General features: G+C 31.5%; 17 protein-coding genes. 9 read left to right on the top strand and 8 right to left on the bottom strand.

Annotated elements, in window-relative coordinates; translation table 11 throughout:
* Positions 1–16: 16 nt before the first annotated feature.
* Complete coding sequence (gene argS / locus DFQ07_RS07020; RefSeq protein ID WP_133535929.1) at positions 17–1789, bottom strand: arginine--tRNA ligase; 1773 nt, start codon at positions 1787–1789, stop codon at positions 17–19.
* Between the two features lie 121 nt (positions 1790–1910).
* Between argS and DFQ07_RS07015 the strand changes: the two genes are divergently transcribed.
* The 4 genes from DFQ07_RS07015 to DFQ07_RS07000 all read left to right on the top strand — a co-directional run bounded on the left by DFQ07_RS07015 (position 1911) and on the right by DFQ07_RS07000 (position 4907).
* The gene (locus tag DFQ07_RS07015; protein WP_133535581.1) at positions 1911–2408 is read left to right on the top strand and encodes a YkgJ family cysteine cluster protein; all 498 of its coding nucleotides are present in this window, start codon (positions 1911–1913) and stop codon (positions 2406–2408) included.
* Between the two features lie 51 nt (positions 2409–2459).
* Positions 2460–3296, top strand: coding sequence for a sterol desaturase family protein (locus tag DFQ07_RS07010; RefSeq protein ID WP_133535580.1), 837 nt, complete (start codon positions 2460–2462; stop codon positions 3294–3296).
* Positions 3297–3532: 236 nt separating this feature from the next.
* Entirely contained in the window at positions 3533–4063 is a 531-nt protein-coding gene (locus DFQ07_RS07005; protein WP_133535579.1) for a hypothetical protein, read from the top strand.
* A gap of 61 nt (positions 4064–4124) precedes the next feature.
* Positions 4125–4907 (top strand): hypothetical protein, encoded by a 783-nt coding sequence (locus tag DFQ07_RS07000; RefSeq protein ID WP_133535578.1) that lies wholly within the window; start codon positions 4125–4127, stop codon positions 4905–4907.
* A 129-nt stretch (positions 4908–5036) separates the two neighbouring features.
* Here DFQ07_RS07000 and DFQ07_RS06995 read toward each other — a convergent pair whose 3' ends face one another.
* Positions 5037–6008 (bottom strand): hypothetical protein, encoded by a 972-nt coding sequence (locus tag DFQ07_RS06995; RefSeq protein ID WP_133535577.1) that lies wholly within the window; start codon positions 6006–6008, stop codon positions 5037–5039.
* A gap of 19 nt (positions 6009–6027) precedes the next feature.
* Positions 6028–6609, bottom strand: coding sequence for an adenylosuccinate lyase (locus DFQ07_RS06990; protein ID WP_133535576.1), 582 nt, complete (start codon positions 6607–6609; stop codon positions 6028–6030).
* A 45-nt stretch (positions 6610–6654) separates the two neighbouring features.
* Between DFQ07_RS06990 and DFQ07_RS06985 the strand changes: the two genes are divergently transcribed.
* The 4 genes from DFQ07_RS06985 to DFQ07_RS06970 all read left to right on the top strand — a co-directional run bounded on the left by DFQ07_RS06985 (position 6655) and on the right by DFQ07_RS06970 (position 10358).
* The gene (locus tag DFQ07_RS06985) at positions 6655–7362 is read left to right on the top strand and encodes a toxin-antitoxin system YwqK family antitoxin (protein ID WP_133535575.1); all 708 of its coding nucleotides are present in this window, start codon (positions 6655–6657) and stop codon (positions 7360–7362) included.
* A gap of 12 nt (positions 7363–7374) precedes the next feature.
* Complete coding sequence (locus DFQ07_RS06980; RefSeq protein WP_133535574.1) at positions 7375–8076, top strand: hypothetical protein; 702 nt, start codon at positions 7375–7377, stop codon at positions 8074–8076.
* A 67-nt stretch (positions 8077–8143) separates the two neighbouring features.
* Complete coding sequence (gene mnmA, locus DFQ07_RS06975) at positions 8144–9331, top strand: tRNA 2-thiouridine(34) synthase MnmA (protein ID WP_133535573.1); 1188 nt, start codon at positions 8144–8146, stop codon at positions 9329–9331.
* A gap of 85 nt (positions 9332–9416) precedes the next feature.
* Positions 9417–10358, top strand: a complete 942-nt coding sequence (locus tag DFQ07_RS06970; protein ID WP_133535572.1) for an NAD(P)H-dependent flavin oxidoreductase — start codon at positions 9417–9419, stop codon at positions 10356–10358.
* Positions 10359–10761: 403 nt separating this feature from the next.
* On the opposite strand, the gene DFQ07_RS06965 is transcribed toward DFQ07_RS06970, so the two are convergent.
* The 3 genes from DFQ07_RS06965 to hutI form a co-directional block, all read right to left on the bottom strand.
* Complete coding sequence (locus DFQ07_RS06965; RefSeq protein ID WP_133535571.1) at positions 10762–11769, bottom strand: formimidoylglutamase; 1008 nt, start codon at positions 11767–11769, stop codon at positions 10762–10764.
* Between the two features lie 40 nt (positions 11770–11809).
* A complete protein-coding gene (locus DFQ07_RS06960; protein WP_133535570.1) occupies positions 11810–12112 on the bottom strand; it encodes a GIY-YIG nuclease family protein in 303 nt (100 codons plus the stop codon).
* Positions 12113–12178: 66 nt separating this feature from the next.
* A complete protein-coding gene (hutI, locus tag DFQ07_RS06955; RefSeq protein ID WP_133535569.1) occupies positions 12179–13411 on the bottom strand; it encodes an imidazolonepropionase in 1233 nt (410 codons plus the stop codon).
* A 49-nt stretch (positions 13412–13460) separates the two neighbouring features.
* Between hutI and DFQ07_RS06950 the strand changes: the two genes are divergently transcribed.
* Positions 13461–13889, top strand: coding sequence for a DUF3995 domain-containing protein (locus DFQ07_RS06950; RefSeq protein ID WP_133535568.1), 429 nt, complete (start codon positions 13461–13463; stop codon positions 13887–13889).
* 123 nt (positions 13890–14012) lie between these two features.
* Here the strand turns inward: DFQ07_RS06950 and DFQ07_RS06945 are convergent, their stop codons facing one another.
* Together DFQ07_RS06945 and DFQ07_RS06940 are read right to left on the bottom strand one after the other, a co-directional pair.
* The gene (locus DFQ07_RS06945) at positions 14013–14357 is read right to left on the bottom strand and encodes a hypothetical protein (protein WP_133535567.1); all 345 of its coding nucleotides are present in this window, start codon (positions 14355–14357) and stop codon (positions 14013–14015) included.
* A 240-nt stretch (positions 14358–14597) separates the two neighbouring features.
* Positions 14598–15389, bottom strand: a complete 792-nt coding sequence (locus DFQ07_RS06940) for a hypothetical protein (protein ID WP_133535566.1) — start codon at positions 15387–15389, stop codon at positions 14598–14600.
* Between the last annotated feature and the right edge of the window lie 116 nt (positions 15390–15505).

Raw genomic sequence — 15505 nt, 5'->3', positions numbered from 1 at the left:
TCAAATTAACTAATTATTACATTCTCTCAGGAACTTGAATTCCTAATAAATTGAATGCTGATTTTATAGTGTCAGCTACTTTTTTAGATAACTGAACTCTAAATACTTTTTTATCTTGATTTTCTTCTCCTAAAATTGATACGTTTTGATAGAATGAGTTAAATTCTTTTACCAAATCGTACGTGTAATTGGCAATCACAGCGGGTGAATAATTACTCGCCGCTTGCTGAATTACTTCAGGATACAATTCTAATTGCTTGATTAATTCTTTCTCTTTTTCGTGTAATTCTACAGATACAGGTGTTGAATAGTCAAAATCAGCTTTACGTATGATAGACTGAATTCTTGCATAGGTATATTGAACAAACGGACCTGTATTTCCTTGGAAATCTACCGATGCTTGCGGATCAAACAAAATTCTCTTTTTAGGGTCAACCTTTAAAATAAAGTATTTTAAAGCTCCTAATCCGATGATTTTATACAACTCCTCTTTTTCTTCGGTTGAATATCCTTCTAATTTTCCTAATTCTTGTGAAATTTCACGAGCTGTATTCGTCATTTCATCCATTAAATCGTCAGCGTCAACTACCGTTCCTTCACGAGACTTCATTTTCCCAGAAGGTAAATCAACCATTCCATAACTTAAATGGAATAATTGTTTCGCCCAAGAGTACCCTAATTTTTGTAAGATTAAGAACAATACTTTAAAGTGGTAATCTTGTTCGTTACCTACGGTATATACCATTCCGTTTACATCAGGAAAATCTTTTGAACGTTGAATAGCAGTCCCAATATCTTGGGTCATATACACTGCTGTTCCGTCAGAACGTAACACTAGTTTTTCGTCTAGTCCTTCGTCAGTTAAGTCACACCAAACAGAACCATCTTCTTTTTTGAAGAAAACATCATTTTTAAGTCCTTCTTCAATAACATCTTTTCCTAATAAATAGGTGTTGCTTTCGTAGTATAATTTGTCAAAGTTAACTCCAATGTTTTCATAGGTAACGTCGAAACCTTTGTATACCCATCCATTCATCATTTCCCAAAGAGTCACAACTTCTTTATCTCCAGCTTCCCACTTACGCAACATTTCTTGTGCTTCAACAAAAAGTGGAGCTTGCTTCTTGGCGTCATCTTCAGAAACTCCTTTAGAAACTAATTCAGCTATTTCTTTTTTATACTCTTGATCGAACTTTACATAGTAATTACCAACTAGTTTATCACCTTTTAATCCTGTAGATTCAGGCGTTTCACCATTTCCAAATTTTAGCCAAGCCAACATCGACTTACAAATATGGATACCACGATCGTTGATAATTTGTGTTTTATAAACTTTATGTCCCGCAGCTTTTAAAATCTCTGCAACCGAATATCCTAATAACACATTACGAACGTGTCCTAAGTGTAGTGGTTTGTTGGTGTTTGGAGATGAATATTCTACCATACGAGCATCAGTTTCGTTTTCTTTCACGAAACCATAAGTTGCATCGGTGGCTATTTGATTAAAAAAGTTTACGTAGAAAGAATCGTTAACCACCAAGTTTAAAAAACCTTTTACAACATTGTAGCTATTAATTTCGTTGATGTTTTCAACCAGATACTTTCCTAAATCTTCACCAATTTGAACCGGATTTCCTTTTTTGTACCGTAATAAAGGAAAAACAACAACAGTAATGTCTCCTTCAAAATCTTTACGGGTTGCTTGAAATTCTACAGTTGGAATTTCTACATCATATAAGGCTAAAAATCCTTCTTTTACTTTCGCTTCAATTAACGATTGAATATTCATTGGTTCTTTTTGATTATCGGACAAAATTAGTGTTTTTAATTTTTTATTCCCACGATTTTACCTATGATTTTTTGATGTGTATCTATGATATACTTCAACACTGCTTTTGTACCTTTGCACCATGGACAAAGACCTTGAAAACTTATCGAAATTAGCGAAAGACGCTTTACAGGAAAACAAGAAGTATTTTCAAAAACTAAAAAAACGTACACCTAAACGGTTGGATTTATTAATGCAAGAACTGCATGATGAAGAATTTGAACGTACCGATTGTTTAACATGCGCTAACTGTTGTAAAACAACTTCTCCAATATTTACCGAGAAAGATATTGAGCGTATTGCAAAGCATTTAAAAATGAAAGTAGTTGATTTCACAAAACAATACTTGCAAAGAGATGAGGACAATTTCATGGTATTACAATCAGCTCCGTGTACTTTTCTAGATGAGTCTGATAATACGTGTTTTATTTATGATGTACGTCCCAAAGCTTGTTCAGAATATCCACATACAAATCGAAAGAAATTTATTCAGTTAGCTGATTTAACAATTAAGAATACTGAGGTTTGTCCAGCCACTTACAGAATAGTGGAAGAACTTAAAAAAAGGTTACCTCAATAAGAAATAACAAATCATATATTTTTTCTATTTTTAAGGGAAAAATATAACACTTTGGAAACCCTTATACATTATTTTGAAACCATACCTTCTAGTCACAGAAGTATCATTTTAGTGAGTGGAATAACCTTTTTTTGGTTACTAGAAGGAGCTGTGCCATTATTTAAATTTAACTACAATAAATGGAAACATGCTTTTCCTAATTTGTTTTTTACAGCAACTACCATTATTATCAATTTTACATTGGCTTTTCTGTTGTTAAAAACTGCCGATTGGGTACAAGTAAATAACTTTGGATTGATTAATTGGTTGCCAGAAATGCCTTTGTGGTTGTATGTTTTATTAGGAGTGATGTTTTTAGATTTTTTTGGAGCCTATTTGGCACATTTGGTAGAACATAAAGTAAAACCATTGTGGATGGTTCACTTAGTTCACCATTCAGATCATAAGGTAGATACTACTACAGCAAACAGACATCACCCTATAGAAAGTATCATTCGTTTTATATTTACATTAACAGGAGTATTTTTGGTAGGAACTCCAATAGGTATAATAATGTTGTATCAATCGATGTCATTGGTATTTACACAATTAACCCATGCCAATATAAAAATGCCTAAAAAATTAGATAAGGTATTGAGTTATGTGATTGTTTCACCAGATATGCACAAGATTCACCATCATAACTTATTGCCTTATACCGATTCTAACTACGGAAATATCTTTTCTATTTGGGATCGATTATTAGGAACCTACATGGAGTTGGATAGAGAGAAAATAGTATACGGAGTGGATACTTTTCCTGATGAGAAAAAAAATTCTAACCTGATTGAACTTTTAAAGCAACCTTTTCAGGGGTATCGGAAACCAACAAATATGAATGAGGTATAAAAATTAAGAATTAAAAAGGGATGAACTTAGGTTACGTCCCTTTTTTTGTATTAAGAAATTACTTATAAGAGGAGTTAAAAAAATATTTAAGGATAAAATTAAGTTATTGCTTTTTAGTTGTTTGCTTGTTTGGTGAGGGGTGTTTTTCCTATACAACAAATAACCATTCCCCTGAAGATTTTGCGATGTTGTTCATATACATTTGGGAGTAATAATTAACCCTAAAAAACTATAATATGAAACAACTACAAAACTTTGTATTTGTAGGAATCGCTTTTGTGATGTTATCATCCTGCCAAAAAGAAGATTCCGCAAATGAATTATTAAACAACACAAATTTAGAGGTCAAGCAAGCTCGTATGTACAATCCTCCCTGGGTGTATGTAATGGATTGGCGTTTTAGTAGAGAAACATGTGCTACAGGTCCTGGAGTATGCTTTAAAAACGATGATGGAGATATTCTTGTATATGGAAATGCAAGTTCAGGCTCATCTGAAGAAGTAAAAGAAACTTTCTCAAAACTTATGGAAGGAAATAACGATGAAGATAATGGTGTAATAGCGTTTAGAAATGAAGGCGAATCATTACGATTGGTATTTTCAAGAAGTTTAGAAGAAGAAGACTTCATTATTTCAGAAGATGTGTATCTAAGAGGTGATATAGTAAAGGAGTTAGAGAAAACTAATATTACTTTACGAGCAGGTAAATACGTTGTAGATTATTCTCGTTTTAAAAACGGAGAGGTTTTAATACCTGTAAAAAATTAAAAAACTAACTAATCAAACAAATTCTTAATAAAGATTAAGAGTTTTAAAAAATTAAGAAAAAATGAAAAAACAAAATATATTATGGATGGCTGTTATGTTTCTAACAATATTTATCAGTTGCCAAAATGAAGAAGTTGTAGAAAATGAAGCTAAAGGAAAAGAAACAGAATTAGCTAGAGAAAGTGCCGTAGTTATTAATCACACGTACGATTATTATGGAAAAGAATTTAAGGTGTCGTATGTGTATGATGAAGAAACAGGTGAAGTACTAAAAGCAGATGGAGATGTTAATATGGCACAAGAAATTTTTGGAGATGAAGAAAGAGCTCCAAAATCATTATTCCTTAACAATCCAGAAGAAGGAAGTACAGATATAAGAATAAATGTTTTTGACAATGGAGAAGACTTACAAGAGTATGCTTCAAAAGTAGCAGAAGAATTTCCAGGAGATCAAGTAGCTACAGAAGGAAAAGCATCTAAAGGATGTAGTGATTATGACATTTATGGCTCAGGTAACTTTTACTTCTATAAACACATATATTACAATACATATATGAGTGGTATGAGTAGAACAAACAGATATTATTACCGAGATTATTGGGTAGGAAGTGGCTATAACGATCAACTATCTTCTTTAATTGTAAAAAAACCATGGAATAGAAGAGCTTTGGTGTACTTATACCAACATTCTTGTTATGGAGGAAAAGTTATAGGCTTTTATCAATCAACAGGTCCTTCAGGTTTTGGAATAGCTAACCTTAAATGGTATACTATGTCAGGTTGGTGGTTCTGGAGAAAATCTTGGAACGATCAGGTTTCATCTACTAAAGGATGGGCATGGTAATAAAATAAACTATAACTATTTAGTTGCTTGTAAAATAATAAAAGAACCTCAGAAGATTTTTCTTCTGAGGTTTTATAATTGTTTTTTGGAATTAAATAAAACTCTAGTTGTAAAAAATCTAAACTTGAATTATTTGAAGTATAGGTTAAATTCCGTTCTTATATTAATGTCATTTTTATTACCAATGTCTAAAAGTTGTTTTTTTAATGATAAATAATTTTCAATTTGAATTTTCGGATTTATTGAGATTACATAACTAGATTCAGGTTTTAAAGTATTTAATTTATTGATGTCTTTTTTATTGTTAATTTTTATTAAACTAGGAGAATATTTTTTAAAGTACTCTTCTCTACTTAATGATTTTGGTATTTGTTTAGGTATTTTATAATCATAATATTTTTCAATTTGTGAATCCCAAAGTTGGAATTTGTCTAAAAAACCATTGTATAAATTTGTTTTTGGGTCGTAGCTTGTTAATAATAAAGCAGCTCTTCTATTAATACTACCTAATTCAAAATAAGAATTAATGACATCAATAGTTTCAAGATTAGAGCCTAAATAAATAACAGAAACAGGAATGTCAAAATGTATGTCAAATTGAAAACGATGTATTTCATTAAAATTAGAAGTAATTTCTTCGTTCAGCTTTAATATTGTAATTCCAGAATTATTTTTAAACAAATGAATACCTCCATCAAATCTTACTAATGAGTCAGTTGTAATCATACCCAATTTTTTTATTCCAATTAAGTCATAAGTAATTAAGTTTTCGTTATAAGAATAATCTTCCCAAAAACTATATTTATAATTATTTATAACAATTGTTGAATCATTAGAATTGAATGAAAAATTATAGTTTAAAGTGTCATTTTTTAAATAATAACTTATTCTATTTTTTGATATTTTGAATTTTCCTTTTGAAACATAGGTGTAGATGTCTTCAAGATAGACAGAATCATTTTTAAACATTATTGTAGGTAAACTTGAAAAAGAACCATCTTTATCAATGTTCATCCAAACCCCCTTAAAATTTTCAGGATTGAATTCTTTTTTACAAGAAACTGTTCCTAGCAGAATTAAAAAGTAAATTAATTTTTTCATAGCACTTTTTTAAATATCATCAAAAAGTAGACCTTTTTTCAATCAATCCTAAAATTTTCTTACCTCTCGCTTCACAACCTTTACTTTCATGTATGACTTTGGTGCTTATAATATGTTCAAGTTCAGGGAGAATCCAATCTTTTTGAAGGCCAAAAAGATATAAAGTATTCATAGTATAAGCTTTCACTGCTATTTTTTGATCAGTAATTAACCAGTCAAAACCAGTTTCAACAAGTAAATCAATATGATGCTGAGTTAAGAGTTTTTTAGTATTATTTTCTTTTTTTGAGGTGTAAGCAATAGCGATATGCTCACAAATTTTAGCACAGGGTCTAATGGCGCTATCAAAATGTACTCTAGAAATATGTTCAGTAAACATATCAAGATAAGGAAGAATATTTTCTATTCCGTTATGCGTACACATCCATTCCAATACCCAAGCAGCTTTAATTGAGAGTTTTGAATCTACATCAAAAGTAAAATCAACCAAATATTTTATCAATTCAGGTTGTGCTAATACAATATTTGAAGCATTATCTCTGTTTATCCTAGCAGGGTTATCCACATTTTCTAATACAGAAGTTAAAAATTCAATACTCATTTTGGTATGGTTTATGTAAATTTGAATGATCAAAGAAATAATAGCATGATAAATATAAAAAGGATATTTTCAACAGCACTTTTATTGTCTGTAATTTTTATAACGACAACGCAAGCACAAAAAATAAATCAGCTTGATGCTAATGGAAAAAGAGATGGAGTTTGGAAAAAATATTACGATGATAATGTTAATAAAATAAGATATTCAGGACAGTTTAAAAACGGAAAAGAAGTAGGTATTTTTAAATTTTATGAACGAAATTCTTATGGAGTACCTTCAATAACGAAAGAGTTTTCGGTACAATCAGATAGTGCTTTTGTACAATTTTATACGCCTAAAGGAAAAGTAAAAACAAAAGGTTGGACTATAGGTAAGAAAAGAGTAGGTAAATGGACTTATTACTTTACAAATGGGAAGTTGTTTTCAGAAGAAGAATATGTTGATGGAAAATTAGACGGAGTTTTAAAAAATTATTACAGAAACGGAAATTTAACTGAAGAAACAAACTATAAAGAAGGTAAGAAAAACGGATTATCTAAAATTTTTACAGAATCGGGTATCCTAATTGAAGAAGTTTACTATGTGGATGGTAAATTAGAAGGAGAAGGTAAATATTATGATTTGAAAGGGAGTTTAAAAGAAAAAGGAATGTATAAAAATGGTAAACGAGATGGTAAATGGGAGTTTTATATGGATGGAGAAATCGTTACAGGTAAGAGAAAAAGAAATGTACATTCAATTCCTAAAAATTAACCTCTTGATATAGTGAACATAAAGATAAGTTTATTATTTATTATCTTCCTTTTGCTTTCTTGTAATAAAATAGGAGAGCATAAGAACTCTATTGTTGGACTTTGGTTAGTTGAAAAAGTAAAGATTGGTAATGAAGAGATGACCCCAAATGCAAGATGGGTGAATTTTAAAAAAGATTCGACACAAACTTCAGGAAATGGTTGGTTTCAACACTCCTTTGGTGCATGGAAATTAAAAGGCAGCTTATTATCAATAGAAAACAAAAACGGAATTTCAGATACAGCAGAACCATTTAATGTTGAGTTAAAAGATGAAACAATGAAATGGAGTAGGATAGAAGACGGAGAAAATGTAGTAGTTCTTCTTAAAAGAATAAATAAAATTCCAACCTCAAAAGGGAATGAATTATTGGGATTATGGAAATTAAAATCAAATAATTTTAATGATAATGGGAATATAAATAAAGTTGATGATGAATCAACTTTATTCTTAAAGTGGGATAATACTTATGTTCAACAAAATTCATCAGAAAAAAAAGAATTTGGTATATATAAAATTCATGGACACAAACCAGAGTTACAAATGGTGAATTACGGTGAAAACCCAAAATTTAAATTTTATAATTTTTCATTAAAAGATAACATACTGACTTTGAAATTAAGAGATGGTGATGATGAACTAAGATATATTAGAGTTCATCAATTTTTACAATGACGTCATCAATTATTTCCATAATAAAAACGTTTATTATTTCGTAAATTTGCAGCTTCAAAAGTAGAAAATGAAAAGAGTAGTAGTAGGACTTTCAGGAGGTGTAGATAGTAGTGTAACAGCTTATTTACTAAAAGAACAAGGGTACGAAGTCATAGGGCTGTTTATGAAAAACTGGCACGATGATTCGGTGACTATTTCTAATGAATGTCCGTGGTTAGAAGATAGCAACGACGCAATGATTGTTGCAGAAAAATTAGGAATCCCTTTTCAAACAGTAGACTTAAGTGAACAATACAAAGAACGTATTGTTGACTATATGTTTAACGAATATGAAAAAGGACGTACTCCTAATCCAGATGTATTATGTAATCGTGAAATTAAGTTTGATGTGTTTATGGACATCGCTTTAAGTTTGGGAGCCGATTACGTGGCAACAGGTCATTATTGTAGAAAAGCAGAAGAAATTATTGATGGAAAGCCTGTATATAAATTACTAGCAGGAAAAGATACCAATAAAGATCAGTCGTATTTCTTATGTCAGTTATCACAAGAACAATTGTCAAAAGCATTGTTTCCAATTGGTGAGTTGACAAAACCTGAGGTTCGAGAAAAAGCAAAAGAAGCAGATTTAATTACAGCCGATAAAAAAGATAGTCAAGGGTTATGTTTTATCGGAAAAGTAAGGTTACCCGATTTTTTACAACAAAAACTACAACCTAAAGAGGGAGAAATTGTTCAGATTCCTACAGATTTTGAGCAATACAATCGTTCGGTTCCTAAATTTGAGAATAAAGAAGCTGAGTTAGCCTATTTTTCTACGAAGTTTTCATATAAGAAAGATGATGGAAAAGTAGTAGGTAAGCATCAAGGAGCGCATTATTTTACCAAAGGTCAGCGTAAAGGATTAGCGGTAGGAGGAACTAAAGAACCTCTATTTGTTATAGAAACGGATGTTGATACCAATGTTATTTATACAGGAGAAGGTAAAAATCATCCAGGATTGTATCGCAATATATTATTTGTGTCAAACGAAGAACTGCATTGGGTACGTGAAGATTTGGCATTACAAACAGGTGAGTCTATGGAAGTAGAAGCACGTATTCGTTACCGTCAATCTTTAGAAAAAGCAATTTTATATAAAGTGGAAAATGGCTTATATGTGGAGTTTGAAAACCCACAATCAGCTATTCAAGAAGGACAATTTGTAGCTTGGTATATAAATGAGGAGTTGTTAGGTTCGGGAGTGATTTCGTAAATAATCAACATAAAAAAATAATAAATGACCTCGATTTTTTCGAGGTTTTTTTGTGCTTACTATTTAATGATTGTACATTTACGCGATGCAAAATAAAATTACCAAACTATTTAATATACAGTATCCAATTATTCAAGGAGGAATGATTTGGGTTAGTGGCTGGAAGTTAGCTTCGGCAGTATCAAATGCAGGCGGATTAGGCTTAATAGGTTCGGGTTCTATGTACCCAGAAGTATTGCGTGAACACATTCAAAAATGTAAAAAAGCAACCGATAAGCCTTTTGGAGTCAATGTACCTATGTTGTATCCTGAGATTGAAAAAATCATGGATATCATTGTAGAAGAAGGTGTGAAGATAGTGTTCACTTCTGCAGGGAATCCAAAAACATGGACTTCTTTTTTAAAGGAAAAAGGAATTACAGTGGTGCATGTAGTAAGTTCGGTAAAATTTGCATTAAAAGCAGAAGCTGCGGGGGTAGATGCTGTTGTATGTGAAGGTTTTGAAGCAGGAGGTCATAACGGACGTGAAGAAACTACGACGTTTACGTTAATTCCTATGGTTAAAGAACAAGTGAAGATTCCTGTAATTGCAGCAGGAGGTATCGGATCGGGTAGAGGAATGCTAGCGGCGATGGTATTAGGCGCAGATGGAGTACAAATAGGAAGTCGTTTTGCAGCTACAGAAGAATCTTCAGCACATGAGAATTTTAAGAAGACGATTGTAGATGTAAAAGAGGGAGATACACATTTAACTCTAAAAGAATTAGCTCCTGTACGTTTGGTAAAAAATAAGTTTTATGAAGAAGTACAAGAGTTATATCAACAACAAGGACCAACGATAGAACAGTTAAAAGAATTGTTAGGACGTGCTCGTGCTAAACGTGGTATGTTTGAAGGGAATTTAGAGGATGGAGAGCTAGAAATAGGTCAGGTTGCAGGATTAATTCATGAAATTAAACCAGCCAAAGAAGTGTTAGAAACTATTGTTGCTGAATATCAACAAGTGAAAAAACAGCAGTTGTTTTAATCGTAGAACGATAGCCAAAACTTTAATGTAAATCGTCATTCTGAACAAGGTACGAAGAGAGATTTTATTAAGATAAGATTATAAACATGTTTTACCGTCATAACGAGGAGTGGTAACGACGTGGTTATCTTTTTAAAAGGAGTTTAATATTCTTTTTCTTGATGAAAAGAACCAAAAATCAAGACTTATAATAGAATCGTAAGAATTAATGTCATATCGAACCGAGTGAAACGGAGTGAGAGAAACCTCAAGAAAATGAGTAACTCACTTCAATGAGATTTCTCCCTTCGATCGAAATGACATACTTGTTTCTTACGTCATTACGAGGAGGTTACGACGAAGTAATCTGTTTATTTAGAACTCAAAATATAAAGATTGCCACTATGTTCGCAATGACGGATACTTAATTACTTTTCGCCTTAATAAAATCAGAAATTAAATAGCTGATATATTTTCCTACTTGTCCGTTAGCAATTTCATCTTTTACTACTGCTGGTGCGCCTTCGCAAATATGTAAATAGGCAGCATTTGATAATTTTCCAAAAGAATGGGTAAATCGACGTGCTTGTTGTGGGGTAAATCCACTTGGAGTCATGGCACTACTTGGGAAATGTTGAATACAATCCAAATCGATTTCAATTCCAAAAGCTGTATCTTGTATAAAATTTTCAGCACGTTGTAATTCTCCTTCAAAAGAAGTAGACTGATATACCTCTAATTCTTCAAAAGTATTGTATTCTAGGTTGAGGTTGTCATGAATCATCTCAAAAATATACTGAGGTGTATAATTTTCATGCAATCCAAACATAAAATACTTATTAATAAAACCTTCATGTAAAGCATATGAAAATCCATTACCGCTGTGTCGTTCTTCTAAACGACGTAAATCGGTATGCGCATCTAAATTAATTACGTTTACAGGTTTCTTTTTAGCTTGTGAAAGTCCTTTGATGTTTCCGTATGCATTGTTGTGCCCTCCACCAATAATAATTGGAGTCTTGCCACTTTCAACAATAAGTTTGATGAGATTTGAGAGTTCTTTATCTATCGATTTTACCAATAAATCACCTCTTTCTCTATCAGAAACATCAAAACTATATACATCATCTAAACAGTCTAAATAACCTAAAACTAAGATGTCATTTCCGTCAACGAATTGATTTTGTTGGGTGTTTAAAAAAGACTTTAAGGCAGGAATAAAAGCAGTGTGTGCACCACCGTTTCCTCCGTTCATACGAACGCCAATATCTTCAGGAACACCTAAAATTACAAAGGAAGCATCAGAATTTTCAAGTTCTTTTTGTAATTCTTTTTTAGGATTGATGACAGCAACGCATTCTCCTAATTTTGTTTCTCCTTCACGAGGAGTTACAAATTGCTGTATGTCTTTTTCGTTGAATATTGTTAGCATATTGTTGTATTGTCATTCCTGCGTAGGCAGGAATCTTTTGTTAGTTGTACCAGTTTTTAGCTAAATCGTCCCAATTAGGATTCTCTTTAACGACTAAGTTTATTTTCCATGCTCTTTTCCACTTTTTCATGTTTTTCTCTCTTTTTATAGCTTCCTCAATAAATTGGTGTTCTTCAAAGTAAATCAATTTATCTAGGTTATATTTTGAAGAAAAACCTTTTATAAGTTTGTTTTTATGCTCAAAGATTCTTCTTTCAAGGTTGTTAGTAACACCAATATATAAAACACCATCTTTTTTATTAGTGATGATATAAATATAATATTGATGATTAGTTTTATGCATCTTAATACCCTCTAAGAGATTCCTGCCTACGCAGGAATGACAAGCGTTTATCCTTAGTTTGGTTTATTACATTTCTTTCCCATTAATAAATACTGAATCGATTAAATTACTTCCAAAGGAATAAGGTAGGAATCCGTAAGAAGGAATTTCTTTTGTAAGAATTAAATTCGCTTTCTTCCCTTTGGTAATACTACCAACTTCATCAGATAAATTCATCGCATACGCTCCGTTAATCGTTGCTGCATTAATCGCTTCTTCTGGTGTCATTTTCATTTTAATACAAGCCGTTGCTACGACAAAATTCATATTTCCAGAAGGAGTTGATCCAGGATTGTAATCAGTAGCTAAAGCAAGAGGTAATCCAGCATTCATAATATCACGAGCAGGTGTGTACGGAATACTTAAAAAATACGAACACGAAGGTAATGCCACAGGCATGGTTTGTGTTCCTTTCAACGCTTCAATATCTTCTGTATTCATTACTTCTAAATGATCTACCGACAACGCATTGTGTTTTACACTTACCTGAACACCACCAATAGTTGTAAACTGATTTACATGTACTTTTGGAGTTAATCCGTATTGTTGCGCAGCAGTTAAAATTCTATCAGTATCTTCTACCGAGAAATACCCAGTTTCACAGAAAGCATCTACAAAATTTGCTAAATTCTCTTCAGCAACCTTAGGCAACATTTCTTCAATAATTAAATTGATGTATCCTTCTTTGTTGTTTTTATATTCTGTAGGAAAAGCGTGGGCTCCTAAAAAAGTAGCTTTGATAGGAATGTTATAGTTCTCACGTAGTTTTTTAATAACACGTAACATTTTCAATTCTGCGGCAACGGTTAAACCATAGCCAGATTTTATTTCAACTGCACCTGTACCTAAAGCAATGACTTCTTCTAATCGTTTAGCCGATTGTTGATACAACTCTTCTTCAGAGGTTTCTTGTAGTTTTTTTGCGGAGTTTAAAATACCCCCACCACGGTTGGCTATTTCTTCATAACTCAATCCGTTAATTCTATCCACAAATTCTTGTTCACGATTTCCTGCATACACAATATGCGTGTGTGAATCGCACCAAGTAGGTAAGATCATTTTACCTGTACAGTCAATTGTTTTATCGGCCGAATTTGGAGCTTTCTTCATGCTTCCATAATCAATAATAACATCATTTTCAACCAATAAAAAAGCATTTTTAATGGTAGGTAAAATGTTCATTTCAGCTCCCGATACTTTTTTAGTTGTTGTCTCTCTTACTTGAATTAATTCTTTGATGTTTATGAATAAAGTTGTCATGTTGAATGCTTAAATTTGTTAGACAAACTTACGGTAAAAACTACAATTTATGATACATTTTTTAGGAGTGATGTGCGTTTTAATACTCTTTTTTATCTCGTTAATTCACGTTTATTGGGCTTTTGGTGGAACTTTATGGGTAGATGCAGTAATACCTACTAAAACAGCAAATGAAAGAGCAATGAATCCGCCTAAACTACTAACTTTTGTAGTAGCGATGGTTATCAGCGGTTTTGCTGTTGTGTATGCAGAAAAAATACAACTATTTACGTTACGTTCAATGCCTACATGGTTACAAGACTATGGACTTTATGTTGTAGCCATTATTTTTCTCATTAGAGCTATAGGTGATTTTAGGTATGTAGGCTTTTTTAAGAAAATTAAAACAACTGATTTCGCCATAAACGATACCAAGTTTTTTTCTCCATTATGTTTGTTTTTGGGTGTGGTTGGGTTGTTGATAGAGTTTTTAAGGTGAGCTAGTTAGGTTATGGTGTTGTGCAAGAACAGTTGTACCTTGAAACCTAAAATTACAGATACAAACTTACTAAGCAATTATTTTATACATAGTTGTTTGTAGCCTTTCTTTATTTACTTTGCTTTATTCTCTCTGCCAGGTTATTTCATTATTATTGTGGAATATTGGGCATAGGATTTTAATTTCTTCGCTTTTTGAATTAATAAGTTTCCATTCAGAACTGTCAATCAAATCAAGAAATTTAATTTCCTCTTCACACATCATATTGTATTTATTCTGATCATCATTTTCTAAATAATCATTTGTCTTTATTGAGTGATTAATGAACTCAGCTAAATGGCTGTTTTCCGTTGTTTTTTCTTGGTATTTAAATTTGAATTGAATGTTTCCCGAACTTCTTATATCCCAATTTGTTTCAGTCAATGTTCCGATATTAATATCTTGCCAATATAGTTCGAGTTTTTTCATATGTATATTTTCTGTGGTTAAATGGTTTCACAACTTAACTATAACGCCTCCGTATATGAAACGTAACGTTTAAAAAAACGCTATCGTTTCGGATTAAACACGAGCCGAATTTTTAAATTTTTCGTATTATCTTTTTTTCTATAAGCCAAATTTAAAAATTTGGAGGTCTTCGCAAATAGACACAAACCTTTGGTAAAGATTTTAATAGCTATGTTTTGTATATATTGTTAGTGGCAGCTTTTATGAGATATCTTTCATCATAAAGTAATCCCTGCTAAAATTCATTTTCTTAAATATTGATTTCAACTCATTCATTATTTTTTCTTCAGATAACTTATTCATTTCACTTTCGGATGCACCTCTCTTAATCATTGAATTTTTATATGTTTTAATTAAAGACTCCTTGTTAATTGTCTTTCTTTCTAAATCCACAACTTGGTCAAAAAAGAACTCACTATAAAGCATTACTAATTTATCATCATCACTTTCAATAACAGAATTATATTTTTCCAATGATTCTTTTGTGTCGAAAGAAAAGAAGAAATGTTCATAAAATGCCACAAATCCTTTTACAAAATGTTTGTGCCAAATTTCTTTTTCAGAAGAAATTAAAACTCTAAAAGGTGCTCTTTCGTTTGGTCTGATATTTTCTACTAAAGAAGCACCATAGCAAACTGCTAAATATATAGTTAGTGAATTTTTGTAATGAACATTTATTTCACGAAAATATGGAAGTAAATATGACCAATTAATTTGCTCGCCATCCTTTAATTCAATACCACCTTCATATCCATGAATTTCAAAGTGCAATAGAAAGTATTCATTGTTTTCAGTTGCTCTTTTTACTAATTCAGTTAGTAATTCAAACAACTCAATTCGATTATTTATATCGTAAAATTCTGCATTAATTTCTGGTTCTTGAAACACTTTTTTCTTCATTACAGATGAAAATAAATCATATCCAGTATTATCATTGTCATCAAGCGATTCAATTATGATTAATCCGAAACTTGTTAAATCTTTACTATTCATTTTTTCAAATTGCCACTAACTAGTCTATATACAGAATAAAATTACTGTTATACACCCTTTACGGTAAGATAATCGGAAGTCTTAGCAATTTTTATTCTCTCAAATATAAAAAAATA

This window comes from Tenacibaculum caenipelagi (assembly GCF_004363005.1).
In the GTDB taxonomy this organism is placed as follows: domain Bacteria; phylum Bacteroidota; class Bacteroidia; order Flavobacteriales; family Flavobacteriaceae; genus Polaribacter; species Polaribacter caenipelagi.
The sequence above is the reverse complement of the archived record's forward strand: the minus strand, read 5'-3'. Positions and strand labels throughout refer to the sequence as shown.

Bases quoted from the DNA above. Each gene is read 5' to 3' on its own strand.
- DFQ07_RS06995 (WP_133535577.1), bottom strand. From the start codon at position 6,008: ATGAAAAAATTAATTTACTTTTTAATTCTGCTAGGAACAGTTTCTTGT.
- DFQ07_RS06945 (WP_133535567.1), bottom strand. From the start codon at position 14,357: ATGAAAAAACTCGAACTATATTGGCAAGATATTAATATCGGAACATTG.
- DFQ07_RS07005 (WP_133535579.1), top strand. From the start codon at position 3,533: ATGAAACAACTACAAAACTTTGTATTTGTAGGAATCGCTTTTGTGATG.
- DFQ07_RS06970 (WP_133535572.1), top strand. From the start codon at position 9,417: ATGCAAAATAAAATTACCAAACTATTTAATATACAGTATCCAATTATT.
- DFQ07_RS07000 (WP_133535578.1), top strand. From the start codon at position 4,125: ATGAAAAAACAAAATATATTATGGATGGCTGTTATGTTTCTAACAATA.
- DFQ07_RS06985 (WP_133535575.1), top strand. From the start codon at position 6,655: ATGATAAATATAAAAAGGATATTTTCAACAGCACTTTTATTGTCTGTA.
- mnmA (WP_133535573.1), top strand. From the start codon at position 8,144: ATGAAAAGAGTAGTAGTAGGACTTTCAGGAGGTGTAGATAGTAGTGTA.
- DFQ07_RS06940 (WP_133535566.1), bottom strand. From the start codon at position 15,389: ATGAATAGTAAAGATTTAACAAGTTTCGGATTAATCATAATTGAATCG.
- argS (WP_133535929.1), bottom strand. From the start codon at position 1,789: ATGAATATTCAATCGTTAATTGAAGCGAAAGTAAAAGAAGGATTTTTA.
- DFQ07_RS06960 (WP_133535570.1), bottom strand. From the start codon at position 12,112: ATGCATAAAACTAATCATCAATATTATATTTATATCATCACTAATAAA.
- DFQ07_RS06965 (WP_133535571.1), bottom strand. From the start codon at position 11,769: ATGCTAACAATATTCAACGAAAAAGACATACAGCAATTTGTAACTCCT.
- DFQ07_RS06990 (WP_133535576.1), bottom strand. From the start codon at position 6,609: ATGAGTATTGAATTTTTAACTTCTGTATTAGAAAATGTGGATAACCCT.
- hutI (WP_133535569.1), bottom strand. From the start codon at position 13,411: ATGACAACTTTATTCATAAACATCAAAGAATTAATTCAAGTAAGAGAG.
- DFQ07_RS06950 (WP_133535568.1), top strand. From the start codon at position 13,461: ATGATACATTTTTTAGGAGTGATGTGCGTTTTAATACTCTTTTTTATC.
- DFQ07_RS07015 (WP_133535581.1), top strand. From the start codon at position 1,911: ATGGACAAAGACCTTGAAAACTTATCGAAATTAGCGAAAGACGCTTTA.